The following is a 14,815-nucleotide window of genomic DNA, read 5'->3' as shown; positions in this document are numbered from 1 at the left end:
ACCAAAATGTCAGTTTCTGAACGAAAGCCTACATCTGCAATGTTTGACATGACATTGATGCTTTTCTAATCTATTCGCTCAAAGCATGAAAATTGGTATGACCAATTGACGCTTGCCGACCGTGGCCTGTACAACAACTCATGAGGAATCCGCGTTGATCATTTCAGCCTCGACCGACTACCGCGCCGCCGCCCAGCGCCGCCTGCCGCCCTTCCTGTTCCACTATGTCGATGGCGGCGCTTACGCCGAGCACACGCTCAAGCGCAACGTCTCGGACCTGGCCGACATCGGCCTGCGTCAGAGAGTGCTGAAAAACATGGAAGACCTCAGTCTGGAAACCCGGCTGTTCGACGAAACCCTGAGCATGCCAGTGGCTCTTGCGCCGGTCGGCCTCACCGGCATGTGCGCCCGCAGAGGCGAGGTACAGGCGGCACGCGCGGCATCGGACAAGGGTATCCCCTTTACCCTGTCCACCGTTTCAGTCTGCCCGATTGAGGAAGTTGCGCCGGCAATCAACCGCCCGATGTGGTTCCAGCTCTATGTACTGAAAGATCGTGGATTCATGAAAAACGCCCTGGAGCGCGCCAAGCTGCCGGCGTCACCACCCTGGTGTTTACCGTCGACATGCCGACCCCCGGCGCCCGCTACCGGGACGCCCACTCCGGCATGAGCGGTCCCAACGCGGCCATGCGCCGCTACCTGCAATCGATGATGCACCCGCGCTGGGCCTATGACGTTGGCCTGCGCGGCAAGCCGCACGATCTGGCAACATCTCCGCCTATCGCGGCCAAACCACTGGCCTGGAAGATTACATAGGCTGGCTGGGCAACAACTTCGATCCATCCATCTCCTGGAAAGATCTGGAGTGGATTCGCGAGTTCTGGGATGGCCCGATGGTCATTAAGGGCATTCTGGATGCGGAGGATGCCCGCGATGCCGTTCGCTTCGGTGCCGACGGCATCGTGGTGTCTAACCACGGCGGTCGTCAGCTCGATGGCGTACCATCCAGCGCCCGCGCGTTACCGGCCATTGCCGATGCGGTCAAAGGCGATCTGAAAATCCTGGTGGATTCCGGCATCCGCACCGGGCTTGATGTAGTCCGCATGCTGGCGCTGGGTGCTGACTGCACCTTGCTCGGCCGCGCCTTTATCTACGCTCTGGCGGTCGACGGCCAGGCCGGTGTCAGCAACCTGTTGGAGTTGATCGAGAAGGAAATGCGGGTTGCCATGGTGCTGACAGGCGCCAAGTCGATCAGCGAGATCAACGCCGACCTGCTCGTGCGCGAACTATAAGGTGAAGGCGGGGCCCCAGCCCCGCCCTATCCGCTCCATCCCCCCCGCAATATTTCTCCCGCCTAGACGCTTTTGAACCGTATTTAAAAAAATGTGAAATCTTCTGCATCTCTGCCGCAACCTGCCCCGTAGGAGGAGTGGGCGTTAAGTCTGATAGGCCTAACGACAAACACAATAAAATGGCAAAACCGTTGAAAAACGGCCTCAGCAGGAGACAGCGGAATGCGACTCAACAAAAACTACAAGAGAACAGCGTTAACATCAGCAATAACACTTGTCATCGCGGGAACAATGCCGGCCCAAGCCGGGCTTTTAGGTGGTTTGCTCGGAGGTGACGGCAGCAGTGCGGGCGATGGAAGCCCCTCCGAAACCAGTGGCAACGTTGGCTTTTTTAGCAACCCGTTCGCAGAGCCCACCATTCAGGTAGATGGTGCTCAGGTGGCAACAAGTGACCGGTGCATTGTGGATGCCAGTGGAAGTCTTCAATGCAAACCGACCGCAGGCACCATTGCCGTGCTTGGCGACGGCCGCTTCCTTTACCTCAATGCGCTGGAAGGAACAGAGAACGCAGAGCTGGCGGTTATCGCTCAATTCGGCGAGGTCTCTGTAAACGATCAGTCCCGCGTTATGACCCTGGACGGCAACGATCAGGCCAGCTGGGTAAAGCCCTCCCCCATTGACGGCGGCGCCAACCCCGACGGAAATGACAGCACCACACTGACCGGTGGCCTGCTGGACACCGCTAACAATACCGACATTAACGACGGCGCCCTTTTCTGCGCAGACGTGGTTTTTCTGCCGGATGGCAGAATGATGGCCGTAGGCGGAACCGACTACTACTCCGAGCCAGGCATTGATGGCCTGCCTGTGGGTGTTGTGGAACTCGAAGGCCTAAAGGCCTCCCGCATTTTCGACCCTGCTACCAACACCTGGTCCCAGAGTGGCGACATGGAATTTGGTCGCTGGTACCCGAGCCTCGTCAGCCTGGCCAACAACGACATCTTTGTCGCCAGCGGAGTTACCAAGCTGCTCAAGCCGGTTTATCCTGAAGACCCGCTTCAGTCTGGCCGCAACGTGGCACAGACCGAAACTTACGACATCGAAAACGGCACCTGGACCAACAACGGTTCAGCGGCGCAGCGCTCGCTTCCACTTTTCCCACGGATGCACCTGCTGCCTAACGGCCATGTTTATTACAACGCCGGCGGCCAGGCCTTTAATCCATTCGGCCAGGCCTACGATCAGGCACTTTGGAACATCGTCGGAACCTATAATCCCGAAACCAAACGGTGGACGGATCTGGCTATGCCGGCCTGCCACTTCGCGTTAATGAGCTGGGCCTGTCAGAGCTGAGCACCACCCTGAACCCGACGAATATGGACCCGGATCAGGTGCAGAACCTGTTGGGCGACCTCGTAGGCCAGACCCTCAGCGACCCAACCGCGGCCATCGGGCAACTGCTCGAAACCCCTGTTGATGATCGCTCACTTGAGCGCGCCATCGGCGCCGGTATGCGCGGTTCAACCTTCTCGATCCAGCTACCGCTGCGTCCGGACGCGAATGGCGGTTACCACACCTCTGAGTTCCTGACGGCAGGCGGCGTACCAACGTATGTTGCAGCCGGCAGCCCGGGCGGCTATCTGCCGGTTTCATCATCGCGCATCGATACCGTTGCCACAAACGGTGACGACATGGCGTATGAGTCACGCTTGACGGGCTCGCTCAACCAGCCGCGCTGGTACGGCTCAGGCGTCATGATGCCGGACAACAGCGTTATGGTTTTCTCTGGTGGCACGCGTGATGGTGTGGCCGTAACCGGTCTGGAAGGTGCAATCATTCAATCCGAGCGTTTCGACATTGAAACCGAAACCTGGGAGCCAATGGCCTCGGCAAACCGTGAACGTACCTATCACAACACCGCTGTGCTGATGCCGGATGGTCGTGTATTGATCGGCGGCCACTCGCCTATCAACACCGCCTACGCGTCATTCATCAACCTCGACGAACTGGGCTTTGCGGATTATGCCGGCCGCGATCCGTCATTCGAGATCTATACGCCGCCGTACGCAACCCGTGACGATCGTCCGGTGATTGAGAAAGCGCCTGTCGCATTGCTGACCAATGGCGGTGTTTTCGACATCCGCACAGACCGGTCAGACATCGACCAGGTTATGCTCATCCGCCGCAAGGCAACAACGCACCTGATCGACGGCGACCAACGCGCCGTTGAACTGCCGATCGTTGATCGCAGAAACAAGAAGGTGAGAGTCAAGATGACGGGCAACCGAGCGGTGCTGCCAGCGGGACAGTACATGCTGTTTGTCAGCTATGAAGCCGAAGACGGTATGCGCTTGCCCTCAACGTCTACCCCGGTCAGCGTGATTGCCAATCCGAGCGATTCAGGCAGCCCGCTTGTCACTCAGCTTGAGCCTGCTCCTGAAAGAGATGGCGACGAAAGCGGCTTGATTGGTGGTCTGGTCGGCGGCCTGCTGAACAGCGGCAACAACGGCGGATCGCTGCTGGATCCGATCTTCGATCTGGGCTCAGGTGCTACCAGCGCCGTGCCGACACTGGGCCAGCTTCGGGATGGCTCACCGCAACTGCTTAACGAGCTTGGTGTTGCGGTTGAAGGAGGCACATCAGTCCTTGGAGACACCATCGCCAGCATTCCGGGAGTAACGGAGAACCTGCTGGTTGATTTCACCAATCAAGTCGACGGCCAGTAATGCGTTGCCTTAACCTTAGCCGGCCCCTTCGGGGCCGGCGCTACGTCTCCCTGTTAACCGCTGCCCTAACCCTGCTGTGGACAGCCTTTGCTCATGGCCATGGCGAAAGCTCTGGCGATGAAAAAGGCAGCGTTCATGCGGTACTCGATAAAATACCGCCGGAGCTGTCGGAACTGCGCGTGCAATTGCGCAGAACCCTCGCGCCGCAGCTACTCGTGGGCAACCCAACCGACAAAATGCTGATTGTAGAGGATGAAAACGGTAGACCCTTTTTGCGAATTGGCCCTGACAAGGCCGAGGGCGACCTGGGCGCTGCTGAGTTCCACCGCACCAACACCATCATGGCACCCGGCGCGATTCCCGCAGAAGCGTCTGAAAACCCGCGCTGGGCTGTGGTTGAGACCACCCCGAACTGGGGCTGGTTCGATCTTCGGCTGCGTACCGACGGAGTTGATGTCCCTCACCAGGTGGTCGACGGCGGTGAACCCGCATCCATTGGAACATGGTCGATTCCCGTACGGCTTGGAGATACGGAAAGTGTGATCTCCGGCCATTTCGAGTATCGCCCCAATGCCGCGGGCATCATCCAGGCAAAAGTGGCCGATCTCGGCGCATTGAAAGGCCAGGCTTTGGTGCGCGCCATGCCCGGCAGCTCCCGCCCGGGCCTGTTCCTGTCCTATAACGCGAGTCGCCGCTAACTCTCATGGGCGAGCAAGGCGAGCCCTTCCTGCGCTTCTCGCAACAGGGTGTGGATGTGAACCGCCACAGCCAAACCTGGGCCAGTATTGCCCCTGCAGGCGCTCCTTCGTTTGTCGAAAACACCGACGCCGCGGAAACTCGCTGGGCGCAGGTTTCAGGCGGCAAGAGTTACGGCTGGATTGAACCGCGGGCAGGCTATTCCGACCGAGTGGAAAACCCGTCCGAGCCCGGTGTGATCAAGCGCTGGCAAATCTCAATTCAAATCGGAGACAAAGAAAGTCGTATTGAGGGCGAGACCGAATGGCTCCCCGTTAAACAGGTTGCTGACAAGGGGCTCTGACCCCTTGCCAGCAATCGTGTGTATAAGCTTGCCTGACCAACCGCTTTCATCAACTTGTTAAACACTGCGCTGTTCCCAGTGGAAAGATGATTGGAGAGATGCCCTGAACAGGTCTCTTCAAACCTTTTTCACAAACTCCGACTTCAACTTCATGGCGCCGATACCGTCGATCTTGCAGTCAATGTCGTGGTCGCCGTCTACCAGGCGAATGTTCTTAACCTTGGTGCCGACCTTGACCACGGAACTGGACCCTTTCACCTTCAGATCCTTGATTACGGTAACAGTGTCGCCGTCCTGAAGTTCGTTGCCGTTAGCATCGCGAATCAGGCTCGCGGCTTCTGCGGCAGCCGTCTCAGTTTTATTCCACTCGTGGGCGCACTCGGGGCACACCATCTGTTCGCCATCTTCGTAGGTGTATTCGGAACCACATTGGGGGCACGGCGGAAGTTGAGACATGAGGCTTTCCTGTAAAGGCGTTTAAACGCGCATGATACCAGAAAGCCTGCCCAAGCCTTGCTCCGCCCTAACTGCTCCATACCCCCAGCATCGCACCCGTGCCCAGCACGAGTGCCCCGCCAACTTCCCCGACAATCAGCAACGTCATGAACAACCCGGTCACCCAGGACGGCAGCAGCCGTTTGCCCAGGCGGTGAGGACGGCGCAACTGATTGTCGGTGTCCTGCAGCAGGCCATGGATAACGTAGGTGGCAATCGCGAAAGCAAAGAACACCAGTGCAGCCAGCGCTGCAATAGTATTCACCCAACCCGCGAACACGCTATGAGCGCTGAACGCCGCCAGCAGCAACGCCGCGAAGCTATAAAGCAGAGAGCTGCGATGAGCGATGTCCACATACATCGGCGAGGTGGCGTCCTCGCTGCGGGCCATGTGCCGATACTTCCAGATGCCGGTGATCAGCCCTGTCATGAAAAACAAAAAAGCCGCAGAAAGGCAGATCTTCTCAGCCAGAGACATGCACTCACTCCGTTGATGGTGTTGGGAGGCTGGATTATGCCACCTCGGCACAAGAGCTGATTGAGAAAACAGGAACTACGGTTCTTTCGGCCTTTGATGACCAAAGCCCGATTCCACATGTACCCAGCGGCCCAACTATCGAAGTGCGTGGCGTCACCTGGCTGGCGAATGAGTGTCACCAATGACCACGCTGCCACTGCCGACAGTGACACCGCCGCATGAAATCGCGCCGCCGGTTACGGCAGCGGGGATGCCGTTGATCAGAACGGTGGACGAGCCAGCAGCGATGGTACGGGGATGCGTCGGATGCTTGGGCTTGGTGTGTGGCACCAGGGGATCGCCAACCCGGGCGACGGGTTTGCCATCAATCAACACATCAGGGGAACCGGCAATCACCGGCGTTGGCGGGAAACCTGCGTGATCCGTGCCCAGGTCGCCCAATAATACGATGCTCTTAGTCATTCCTTTGCTCCTTCAATCCTTGAAGAGGAGTTCGCAATCTTGCAGCAGGTTGCTTTCAGTGGCTACCGAACGCGTCACGCTAGCCGATATGGGCATTAAAAAGATCTACTCGGCTGTCAGTGCAACCACAGCCCGCCTGATTTCTTCTGTTATTTCCAAGAGACTTGTCACCAAGGCCTCGTCTACCTCGATTTCGCCCTCATATTCCGCCAGGTTCCGCTTTCGGTGGGCCTGATCAAGAACCCTCCATTTAGCTGGCGACAAATCGAGCGTGTGCTGCAAACACTGAAATACCAGGTATCGGTTGTCCGACCGATAGCCAGAGTGTCGAAGCGCCGCCAAAGAAAGCGCGTGTGCGGCGTTGTAAGACAAATCGAAGCGGCTTTCCAGGCTTAGCGCTTCAAGGCCTGCATCCTTTAATCGAACATTACCAGACTGGATGAGTCCTTGGACCTCGCTCGAGTCCGCCGCCTCATGGCGGAGTTTGTGTATCCGAACCAGGTTCTCCAATGCTTCTTGATTCATTGATGCTTCCTTTCAGCAATATGTACTGTCCTTCCAGGACTTTCCTCAAAAAAGGGTTTTCGTTGGCTCGACGTTTTTTAAACTCTTTGCGATTGTAGAGGGTTGGGTTGATGGTCCGCGAAAGATTGCTCTCTGCCGGCCCCAGCGCCTCAAAGACTTCTTCCAGGGTGAGGGTATCCGATACCAACATCAGGTCAATATCGCTATAGGCGTGCTCTGTTCTTTTGGCGACCGAACCATAAATCAGGGCCAGATCAATTTTATGGAGAATTGGTCGGAGAGCATCTTCAACCTGCTGTTCCGGGCCAAGAAGCTTAGTTACAAGAGATGACAGCTCAGGATAAACCGGTGAGTCCGGATTGGCTTTATAGCGCTTCTGGCGCCCCTGAAGGTTGACTTGCACCAACCCGCTATCAACCAGACGCACGAGCTCCCGCTGCACAGCACCCGAACCTGCTTCAGCCTCCTCAATGAGCTCTTTAATCGAAAAGTCCCTACCCTGTCGTGTGAAGAACAAGCGCAAGACTTTTTGCCGAGTTGCTGAGAACAGGGCATCCGCCAAGCCAGTGCGGTTTAATGTTGTAACTTCAGGCATATTGCTGACGCCTTCCCAAAAACCCATTTTGGGTAATACTATACCCAAAACGGGTATCATGGAACCGCAAGGCCTACTGGTGTCCATCTGATCAAACCGGCAACTCAATAATCTCACCCGCCACACCGTCTTCGCTCACCTCCAAACGCCCTACCGTGATCGGCAGCGTAAAGCGCCGCGGTCCGGCGCCTCCGGGATTGAAGAAGAGCACATCGCCAACCCACTCGTTGCGGGGTTTGTGGGAATGGCCGGCGATCACCACGCGGTAGCGGCCTTGGGGATCGAAGTCGAGGGTTTTGACGTCGTGAAGCATGTAGAACGCGTGGCCGAGGTATTCCAGATCCAGAACATCGGGAAGACTCGCGGCACGGCCTGTTTTATCGATGTTGCCGCGAATCGCAACCACCGGCGCAATCGCCTCCAGCGCATCCAGAACCTCGTCCCGCCCGACGTCACCGGCGTGCAGGATCAGGTCCGAGCCTTTCAGAACCTTGAGGGCTTCGGGGCGCATTTTGCTGTGGGTATCTGCGATAACGCCGATATTCATGGTTTGGTCTAAGCTCAGTAATTCCAATTGAATAGATTTAGTCAGTGAGGCCTTCGCTCTGCAACATTTATGCTGAGGTGATAAGCACAATGTGGTCCGCCCAGCGTAATAAACTATCGGGACATCGTATCTGAAGGAGAACAATATGAAAAAGCTACATGCACTCGCGTTTTATGCCTTGATCACACCCGCTATAGCCCTGGGCTCAACCGCTCTGCTCGCCTCCCATCACGGCAGTGAGAATAAGGATTTGGGCGAACAGGATATGGACAACCATGCCAAACCCGGGAAACAGGATTCTGAGCATCACCAGGAGGCCAAGAAATCCAAATACAACGCAGCGAACACAACTGGCCACGGTGATTCGGAAATGAGCGACCAGTCAGGCATGAAGAAAAAGGATGATATGAAATCATCGTCGATGAGCGCAGAAGAGTGACTTGATCGGAGCTGAGCCTGGCATGCACGTGGCCGGCCTTGGCCACGTGCAGAAGGGCACCCGTTACGTCAGGTCATCCAGAATCTCCTGCACATGCTCGGCGGGTTTTACCTTGCCGTAATGGCGCACAATCACGCCCTTTTCATCGATCAGGAAAGACTCCCGGTTAACGGACATCACCTGTTTGCCGTACATATTCTTCTGCTTGAGCACTTCGTACTGGTTCACCACCACTTCTTCCGGGTCCGCCAGAATCGGGAAATTCAGCGACTCTTTCAGGGCGAACTTTTCATGTGATTTGACCGTGTCCCGGCTTACACCCAGTACCTGCACGCCCTGACTCTTGAGCTCGTCCAAACGGTCCCGAAACTGCTGGGCTTCGGTGGTACAACCGGGCGTGGCATCACGCGGGTAAAAGTAGAGCAGCACCTTCTGTCCCTGATAATCCGACAGAGTATGTTCTTTGCTTTCCTGGTCTTGCAGTGTGAAATCGGGTGCAGTTTTGCCTTCCCAGCTCATCGCAGTTTTACTCCTTAAAGAGTTTCAGTTGAACGCCCCACTCAGCCAGTGAACATCAACACCACACCAAGCCCGTAGAGCACCATAATTGCCAGACTTTCTGAACCGATTCGCCCGACGCCGTAGCGTTCCCGACGTATCAGCCCCATGATCAGGATGGCGGCCATCAACAGGGTCAGTGCCACCCAGCGTTCCGAGTCGGCGGTCATCGTGTGGTAGAGCGAGCCATCCCGGTAGGCGATGTCCGAGGCGGCCATGAAAAGCGTATCAAAAGCATTCCCGCCGATGATACCCGCCACCGCCAGTGTGAGCGCCCCCCGCCTTACTGCCGCAACGGACGTGACCAGCTCCGGAATGGACGTACTGACCGCGGTCAGAAGAACACCGACAATCGTCTGGCTCAACCCGGCTTCCGAGCTGATTGTCGTAGCGGCGGGCTCCAGTACCAGGCCAGCCGCTCCAAGCGTCGCCATGAGCAGCGCGAATTCTGTCCAGAGACGGCTTAATGCCGGCAGCTGGCTCTCGTTCTCCGGCTCGTCCTGCCGTGTCTCTCCGGTAATGGAGGGGCGCCACATGGGGTTCTCGCCAGCACTCTGGATGAGTTTGGTGCCGTAGAAATAGAAGCCAAGCAGTATCGGGGTAACCGGGTGAATGCCCCAGACGGTCACATCCGGCAAGTTTGGAGCTAAAAGGATCAACGCCAGGAGCGCGATCAGCAGCCCGTTCTGCATCATGTTCGGGGCTGAGGCAGCCGCATGCTCCAGGTTCGCACGGCGATAGACAATGTCGGCAATGGCCAGGAAAAAAGTCTGTACCGCGATGCCCCCAAGGGCATTACTGACAGCCAACTCCGGATGCCCACGGTAGGCGGCTGTTACCGAGAGCACCGACCCACTCAGGGAGGTCGCTGCCCCCAGAAGCACGGCTCCCGCTGTCGCCTCACCCAGCCCGGTCCGGTCGGCTAGCTGGTCGACCACACGTGTGATGCGAGTGCCCGCGATCGCAATCACCAAGGCACAGACACCAAAAACTCCAATGCTCTGCAACAGCGTCCAGCTGTCCGGATCCACGATCGGCACGATCGCCCTCCCTAGGCTCGCTCTAATCCGTTAGTGATGGTGCCCACCCGGCCCGTGCACGTGGCCGTGCGCTAGCTCTTCCGCATCCGCAGCGCGCACTTCAATCACTTCGATATCGAAGGTCAGGGTTTTACCGGCCATCGGATGGTTGGTGTCGACATCGGCGAACTTGTGGCCGACCTTGGCAACCAGTACATGACGTGGACCCTTCTCGGTTTTCACCTGGGCGATCATGCCTGCCTTCCAGCGCTTGGCGCCCATCAAGTGCTTGATCGGCACGCGCTGAATGGCATCCGCCTTGCGCGGCCCATACGCCTTTTCCGGGCCGACAGTAACGCTGAACGTATCGCCGGACTCGCGACCTTCCAGGGCTTCTTCCAGGCCCTGAATAATGCCGCCGTGGCCATGCAGATAGGCATTGGGCTCACCGCCACGGGAGTTTTCAACTTCGGCGCCCTGCTCATCACGGACGCTATAGTGGAACAAGACCACCTGATTCTTTTCGATTGGCATAGAATTCTCTGCGACGGTAAATGGAGCGCCATTATAGCCAGCTGGCGCGCTGACTGCAGGGAGGAAACATGACACAGTTATTTTTCCAATATTTAAAGCTTTGCTATGCAGGGCCTCTTAATTAGCGTACCGTCTGTGTCGTTGGAAAGATTTAGCAAAGCATTTCACGAATAAGACCTCTAGTGTTACCACACCTTTTGTCCTGTTTTTGATCCCGCACGTTTTTTATTTCCCGCATATCGTTGACCAAAGATCACAACGATTCTTTGGCGACACCTTATTGATTGATTTCAGGATAGCTATTTATGTCTACAATTACCGGTAACGTTAAGTTCTTCAACGAAGCAAAAGGCTTTGGTTTTATCACTCGTGAAGGCGGCGCAGACGTCTTTGTTCACTACAGCTCTATTCAGGGCAGTGGCTTCAAAACTCTGGCCGAAGGCCAGGAAGTGGAGTTCAGCGTGACCGAAGGCCAAAAAGGCCCGCAGGCAGAGAACGTTATTGGCCTGTAAATAACAGCCGATACGTGATGAAAAAAGGCAGCCTCAGGCTGCCTTTTTTATTGGCTATCAGAACCGAATTGGCGTGTTATCGATACCCTTCAATCAGGGTGCTCGATTGTGACTGGAATTCGGGGCTCTGCATGACCGCATCAATCTGATTGATCAACTCCCTGGCATATGGAAGCTTTCGCGAGACGCCAATGTGAAAAGGGATCAGAGAGTTGGGAATGAAATCGACCTTGCGAATTTTCAGCTTCTGCGCGTAGCCCAGTTGTTGAGCAATAAGCCGAGCGTCCTCCGCCGGCTGCACCAAGAAATCCCCCGCCTCGCGCAGCATCAGAAGATGCATCATCGCATCCACGTGCTGGCCCGGCACGCGCGCCAGATAGCCGGGAATATTGCTCTCTTCCCACTTGGACCCATTTTCAACGATCACCGTCAAACTGGCCAAGTCAGCGAAGCTAGTCGCAGATTCGATCACGTCTCTATTCGGGTTGTCGGCCGAGTAAACCAAGTGGCCAAAGTCTTGGGTGAAGAGCGGCTCCGCTGAGAAGACTGCGTACTCCTGTCGTTTCTCCGATGGGTAGGTCAGAAAGCCATCGCTGCTGCCATGTCTGACGTTGTATTGCGCCCTCGCCCAAGGCACCACCACACTCGCCGTGGTGTAATCGGGAATAAAAGTGAATGCCAGTTGCACCAAATCCGGAAACAGCCCGACTGCCTTTTCGTCACGCAACGAACTGTATGGTGCTGATGCCTCGCTGAACGCAAAAGTCAGTTTGGTGCTACCTTGCGATACACCGGGCAAAGCAAGTACTGCAATCAGGAGCGCGATCTGCAACGGCGCTGCCAATCCGTTCAAAAGATGCCTATTCACAAAGGTTACCTATGGAGAGCTCTGCGATGGTTACCTGGGTACCAGGTGAACAACCAGTTGATTCAGTTCATCAATTCTATGGTGTTATATCCATCAGAGAAACAGATTTTCCGCCGTTTTCCCATAGGCAATAAGATTTTAAGAGAATGTGTCGCAGCTTTGCTCTACAAGTGCAACGTCACACCGTTTTGACTCAGCACTTCGGTGATGGTCTCAATGTTCGGCGGGCCTGGAGGGATTTCCTTATCCACCGCTGCAAACATCTGGGTCGCGTTACTCCCGGCACCCGTCACCTCCAGCATTTGGCCGCCATCCGGCCCATACTCGAATGAGTGCACCGTTCCGCCCGGCACAAAAACAAGAGTGCCCGGAACACAGGTTTCCCGTTTACCGTCGCAAGTGAAATCAACGCTTCCCTCAAGGACAAAAAACGCTTCGTCCCACTCATGACTGTGTGGGGGTGGTCCCATGCCCTTCTCCCCACGCTGAAAGGTAAACTCTTGCCCGTGTGTGACATTCTTTGCGGCGAGAACAGTAACCTCAGTACCAACTACACTCAGCGCACTCTCATAATCACCCGGCTTAACGATGGTTGAGTGCCTTTTCATCGGTGCCCTCCTGCCCGGAGGTTCAAGCCCCTTCTGGAGCATGACCCTGGGCCAGCCTATGGTCGTTTTTTAAGTTTAGAACAAGCTACGAAAACCACACTCGAAAATCAGACAGAGCGTCACTTGCGACGCCCTAACGAACACCCTGTGACTGCAACCACTGGCTGATCTGGGCCTGATTCATGGCGCCGCTCTGGCGGGCAATTTCTCGACCATTCTGGAACAGGATCATCGTCGGTATGCTGCGGATACCAAACTGGCCAGAGGGCCCCGGCGCCTGCTCGGTGTTGAGCTTGGCAAACCGCACCTTGCCCCGCCATTCCTTTGAAGCCTGCTCGAACTGGGGAGCCATCGCCTTGCAGGGGCCGCACCAGCTGGCCCAGAAGTCTACCAGCACCGGCACATCGCTGCGCCCGGTGTGGGCGGCAAAGCTCTGCCCTGTCAGCTCCAGCACATTCCCCGGCCAGAGCGGTTGCTTGCAGGCTCCGCAGTTGCCTCCAGCGGACAGCTTGTCGGCCGGTACGCGGTTCGTTTTGTGGCAATGTGGGCACACCAGGTGTTTGATGTCGGTCATGGTTGATCGGCCTTTCGTTGTCGAATAGCTGAAATAATCAGGCACATGGCCGGAAATCAAGCAGCAAGCCAAATCCCTCACATTGTGATTGTCGTAAAGGGAGTGATGTAGTTTCGACCCAATCAGGTCATCTTGCGAGCGATTATGATCTGTTCCGGTTTTCTATTTCGCGGGCACTTCCTTGATGTAGAGATCTTGTTGCGGAAATGGGATGGTGATGCCCTCTTGCTTGAACCGGCGCCAGATCTCCAGATTGATGTCAGAGCTTACGCTACCGAACCCTGCTTGCGGGTCTGCGACCCAGACCCGGGCTTCCAGATGAATTCCGTGGTCGCCGAACTGCGTTAACCGGCACACCGGCTCCGGGTCCGAAATCACCCGGGGATGCTCCCGGGCAATCTCCAGCATGATCGCCATGGCTCGCTCCACGTCATCATTGTAGCTCACCGACACCGGGATCTTCAGGCGTACGTTGGGATCCGAATAAGACCAATTAATCACTTCCGTGGTAATCAGGTTTTCGTTGGGAATCAGTGTATCCACGCCGTCGCGGTTGCGCACCACCACGTAGCGAGCATGCAGTGCGACCACCCAGCCGAACTTCTCACCGATGCTGATCACATCACCGGGACGAATCGAACGATCGAACACAAGAATAAAACCGCTGATGAAATTGCTGGCAATACGCTGCAGGCCGAAGCCAAGGCCCACACCCAGGGCACCGCCGAAGACCGCGAGCGCAGTAAGATCAATACCGACCAGATTAAGAACGGACAGTGCCGCAACGGTAATCAGCACCAGCTTGCTGACTTTGGAGAAACCCACGGCCGCGCCAGGACTCAGGTACGGCAACCGGGACAGTCGCCGATCGATAATGCCCGAAAGCCATATGGCAACCACTAGCACAAGGCCCATCAGCAAGAGCAGCTTGATAACCGCCAACAGGGATATGCGCAGGTCGCCAACCGAGATGGCCAGACTATCCATGGCCTCAAGTATTCCCGGCAGCAAGCCCACGAGATGCAAGCCCACCACCAGCCAGATGAGGGTGCCGATTACATTTTCCGACGCTTTGACCAAGGGGCCGCTTCGCATCCCCTTGCGCAACATATAAACCAGGGTGCGAATCAGCGCGAAGGAGATCAGCAACGGAACAGCCAGATCAAGCACCCAGTAGGTTTGTTCCAACGCCACCAGTAGCGTGCGACCAAGCAGAACCACCAGCAGCATCGAGATGGGAAAAGCCAGGCGTTGATGGTGCGTTGCGTCAGGTGCCGCATGCCCTGGGTATCAGCAGCAGTCAGCCGGGCAATGAGGTGATGCAGATAGAGCGCGGTCATTCCCGCAATCACCAGAATCGCAGCCTGCGGGATGACACCCTGCAAATTCATTTGCTGTATTGCCACTAGCAAATTCTGCCAGCTTTCCACCATTTACAGCTCCCGGATAACGAACATTCAGTCACTGGCCGCACTAGTCGGCATTCTGTCTGTCTGCAGTATAGGATCCACGAGCAGAGGTATTGAGAAGAAACGCAACTTTAG

Annotated in this window: 19 protein-coding genes and 1 pseudogene; 8 read left to right on the top strand and 12 right to left on the bottom strand. The window is 56.3% G+C overall.

Annotated features, from left to right (window positions below):
- Positions 1–154 precede the first annotated feature (154 nt).
- From lldD to AU14_RS18955, 5 genes and pseudogenes are all read left to right on the top strand, one after another.
- A pseudogene (gene lldD / locus AU14_RS05045) lies at positions 155–1,292 on the top strand (FMN-dependent L-lactate dehydrogenase LldD).
- A gap of 222 nt (positions 1,293–1,514) precedes the next feature.
- Positions 1,515–2,645: a Kelch repeat-containing protein gene (locus AU14_RS20680; RefSeq protein ID WP_236744392.1), complete on the top strand. Its 1,131-nt coding sequence runs from the start codon at positions 1,515–1,517 to the stop codon at positions 2,643–2,645.
- Positions 2,582–4,018, top strand: coding sequence for a galactose oxidase early set domain-containing protein (locus AU14_RS20675; protein WP_236744391.1), 1,437 nt, complete (start codon positions 2,582–2,584; stop codon positions 4,016–4,018). The genes AU14_RS20680 and AU14_RS20675 overlap by 64 nt, the downstream gene beginning before the upstream one ends.
- Positions 4,018–4,716 carry a hypothetical protein gene (locus AU14_RS05035; RefSeq protein ID WP_094191156.1) on the top strand — a complete coding sequence of 233 codons (699 nt, stop codon included), beginning with the start codon at positions 4,018–4,020 and terminating at the stop codon, positions 4,714–4,716. Before AU14_RS20675 ends, AU14_RS05035 begins: the two co-directional genes overlap by 1 nt.
- 5 nt (positions 4,717–4,721) lie before the next feature.
- A complete protein-coding gene (locus AU14_RS18955; protein ID WP_094191155.1) occupies positions 4,722–5,057 on the top strand; it encodes a hypothetical protein in 336 nt (111 codons plus the stop codon).
- A gap of 117 nt (positions 5,058–5,174) precedes the next feature.
- Here AU14_RS18955 and AU14_RS05030 read toward each other — a convergent pair whose 3' ends face one another.
- The 5 genes from AU14_RS05030 to AU14_RS05005 form a co-directional block, all read right to left on the bottom strand.
- Positions 5,175–5,513 (bottom strand): zinc ribbon domain-containing protein YjdM, encoded by a 339-nt coding sequence (locus tag AU14_RS05030; protein ID WP_041339467.1) that lies wholly within the window; start codon positions 5,511–5,513, stop codon positions 5,175–5,177.
- Positions 5,514–5,580: 67 nt separating this feature from the next.
- Positions 5,581–6,030, bottom strand: coding sequence for a hypothetical protein (locus AU14_RS05025; RefSeq protein WP_041339464.1), 450 nt, complete (start codon positions 6,028–6,030; stop codon positions 5,581–5,583).
- Positions 6,031–6,183: 153 nt separating this feature from the next.
- Positions 6,184–6,492, bottom strand: a complete 309-nt coding sequence (locus AU14_RS05020; protein WP_041339460.1) for a type VI secretion system PAAR protein — start codon at positions 6,490–6,492, stop codon at positions 6,184–6,186.
- A 472-nt stretch (positions 6,493–6,964) separates the two neighbouring features.
- On the bottom strand, positions 6,965–7,612 hold the full coding sequence (locus tag AU14_RS05010) for a nucleotidyltransferase domain-containing protein (RefSeq protein WP_236744390.1): 648 nt from the start codon (positions 7,610–7,612) through the stop codon (positions 6,965–6,967).
- 91 nt (positions 7,613–7,703) lie between these two features.
- Complete coding sequence (locus AU14_RS05005; protein WP_041339452.1) at positions 7,704–8,159, bottom strand: metallophosphoesterase family protein; 456 nt, start codon at positions 8,157–8,159, stop codon at positions 7,704–7,706.
- A gap of 145 nt (positions 8,160–8,304) precedes the next feature.
- Here AU14_RS05005 and AU14_RS05000 point away from each other — a divergent pair, with 145 nt between their 5' ends.
- Complete coding sequence (locus AU14_RS05000; RefSeq protein ID WP_041339447.1) at positions 8,305–8,598, top strand: hypothetical protein; 294 nt, start codon at positions 8,305–8,307, stop codon at positions 8,596–8,598.
- A 63-nt stretch (positions 8,599–8,661) separates the two neighbouring features.
- On the opposite strand, the gene bcp is transcribed toward AU14_RS05000, so the two are convergent.
- The 3 genes from bcp to AU14_RS04985 are packed head-to-tail and all read right to left on the bottom strand — an operon-like array spanning position 8,662 to position 10,709.
- On the bottom strand, positions 8,662–9,117 hold the full coding sequence (gene bcp / locus AU14_RS04995) for a thioredoxin-dependent thiol peroxidase (RefSeq protein WP_041339444.1): 456 nt from the start codon (positions 9,115–9,117) through the stop codon (positions 8,662–8,664).
- A 41-nt stretch (positions 9,118–9,158) separates the two neighbouring features.
- A complete protein-coding gene (locus AU14_RS04990) occupies positions 9,159–10,196 on the bottom strand; it encodes a sodium:calcium antiporter (RefSeq protein WP_052471963.1) in 1,038 nt (345 codons plus the stop codon).
- A gap of 30 nt (positions 10,197–10,226) precedes the next feature.
- Positions 10,227–10,709, bottom strand: a complete 483-nt coding sequence (locus tag AU14_RS04985; protein WP_041339441.1) for an FKBP-type peptidyl-prolyl cis-trans isomerase — start codon at positions 10,707–10,709, stop codon at positions 10,227–10,229.
- A gap of 305 nt (positions 10,710–11,014) precedes the next feature.
- Between AU14_RS04985 and AU14_RS04980 the strand changes: the two genes are divergently transcribed.
- Entirely contained in the window at positions 11,015–11,221 is a 207-nt protein-coding gene (locus AU14_RS04980) for a cold-shock protein (protein ID WP_012136625.1), read from the top strand.
- Between the two features lie 76 nt (positions 11,222–11,297).
- Here AU14_RS04980 and AU14_RS04975 read toward each other — a convergent pair whose 3' ends face one another.
- From AU14_RS04975 to AU14_RS04960, 4 genes are all read right to left on the bottom strand, one after another.
- Positions 11,298–12,089, bottom strand: a complete 792-nt coding sequence (locus AU14_RS04975; protein WP_148312717.1) for a substrate-binding periplasmic protein — start codon at positions 12,087–12,089, stop codon at positions 11,298–11,300.
- A gap of 164 nt (positions 12,090–12,253) precedes the next feature.
- Positions 12,254–12,559 carry a cupin domain-containing protein gene (locus tag AU14_RS04970; RefSeq protein ID WP_201773509.1) on the bottom strand — a complete coding sequence of 102 codons (306 nt, stop codon included), beginning with the start codon at positions 12,557–12,559 and terminating at the stop codon, positions 12,254–12,256.
- Positions 12,560–12,830: 271 nt separating this feature from the next.
- Positions 12,831–13,271 carry a thioredoxin TrxC gene (gene trxC / locus AU14_RS04965; protein ID WP_041339431.1) on the bottom strand — a complete coding sequence of 147 codons (441 nt, stop codon included), beginning with the start codon at positions 13,269–13,271 and terminating at the stop codon, positions 12,831–12,833.
- 162 nt (positions 13,272–13,433) lie between these two features.
- Positions 13,434–14,501, bottom strand: a complete 1,068-nt coding sequence (locus tag AU14_RS04960; RefSeq protein ID WP_052471962.1) for a mechanosensitive ion channel family protein — start codon at positions 14,499–14,501, stop codon at positions 13,434–13,436.
- A 32-nt stretch (positions 14,502–14,533) separates the two neighbouring features.
- Between AU14_RS04960 and AU14_RS19765 the strand changes: the two genes are divergently transcribed.
- Complete coding sequence (locus tag AU14_RS19765; protein WP_201773508.1) at positions 14,534–14,680, top strand: hypothetical protein; 147 nt, start codon at positions 14,534–14,536, stop codon at positions 14,678–14,680.
- Positions 14,681–14,815: the final 135 nt, after the last annotated feature.

This window comes from Marinobacter similis, assembly GCF_000830985.1.
In the GTDB taxonomy this organism is placed as follows: domain Bacteria; phylum Pseudomonadota; class Gammaproteobacteria; order Pseudomonadales; family Oleiphilaceae; genus Marinobacter; species Marinobacter similis.
Note: the sequence above shows the minus strand (reverse complement) of the source record. Positions and strands in the feature narration are given on the sequence as shown.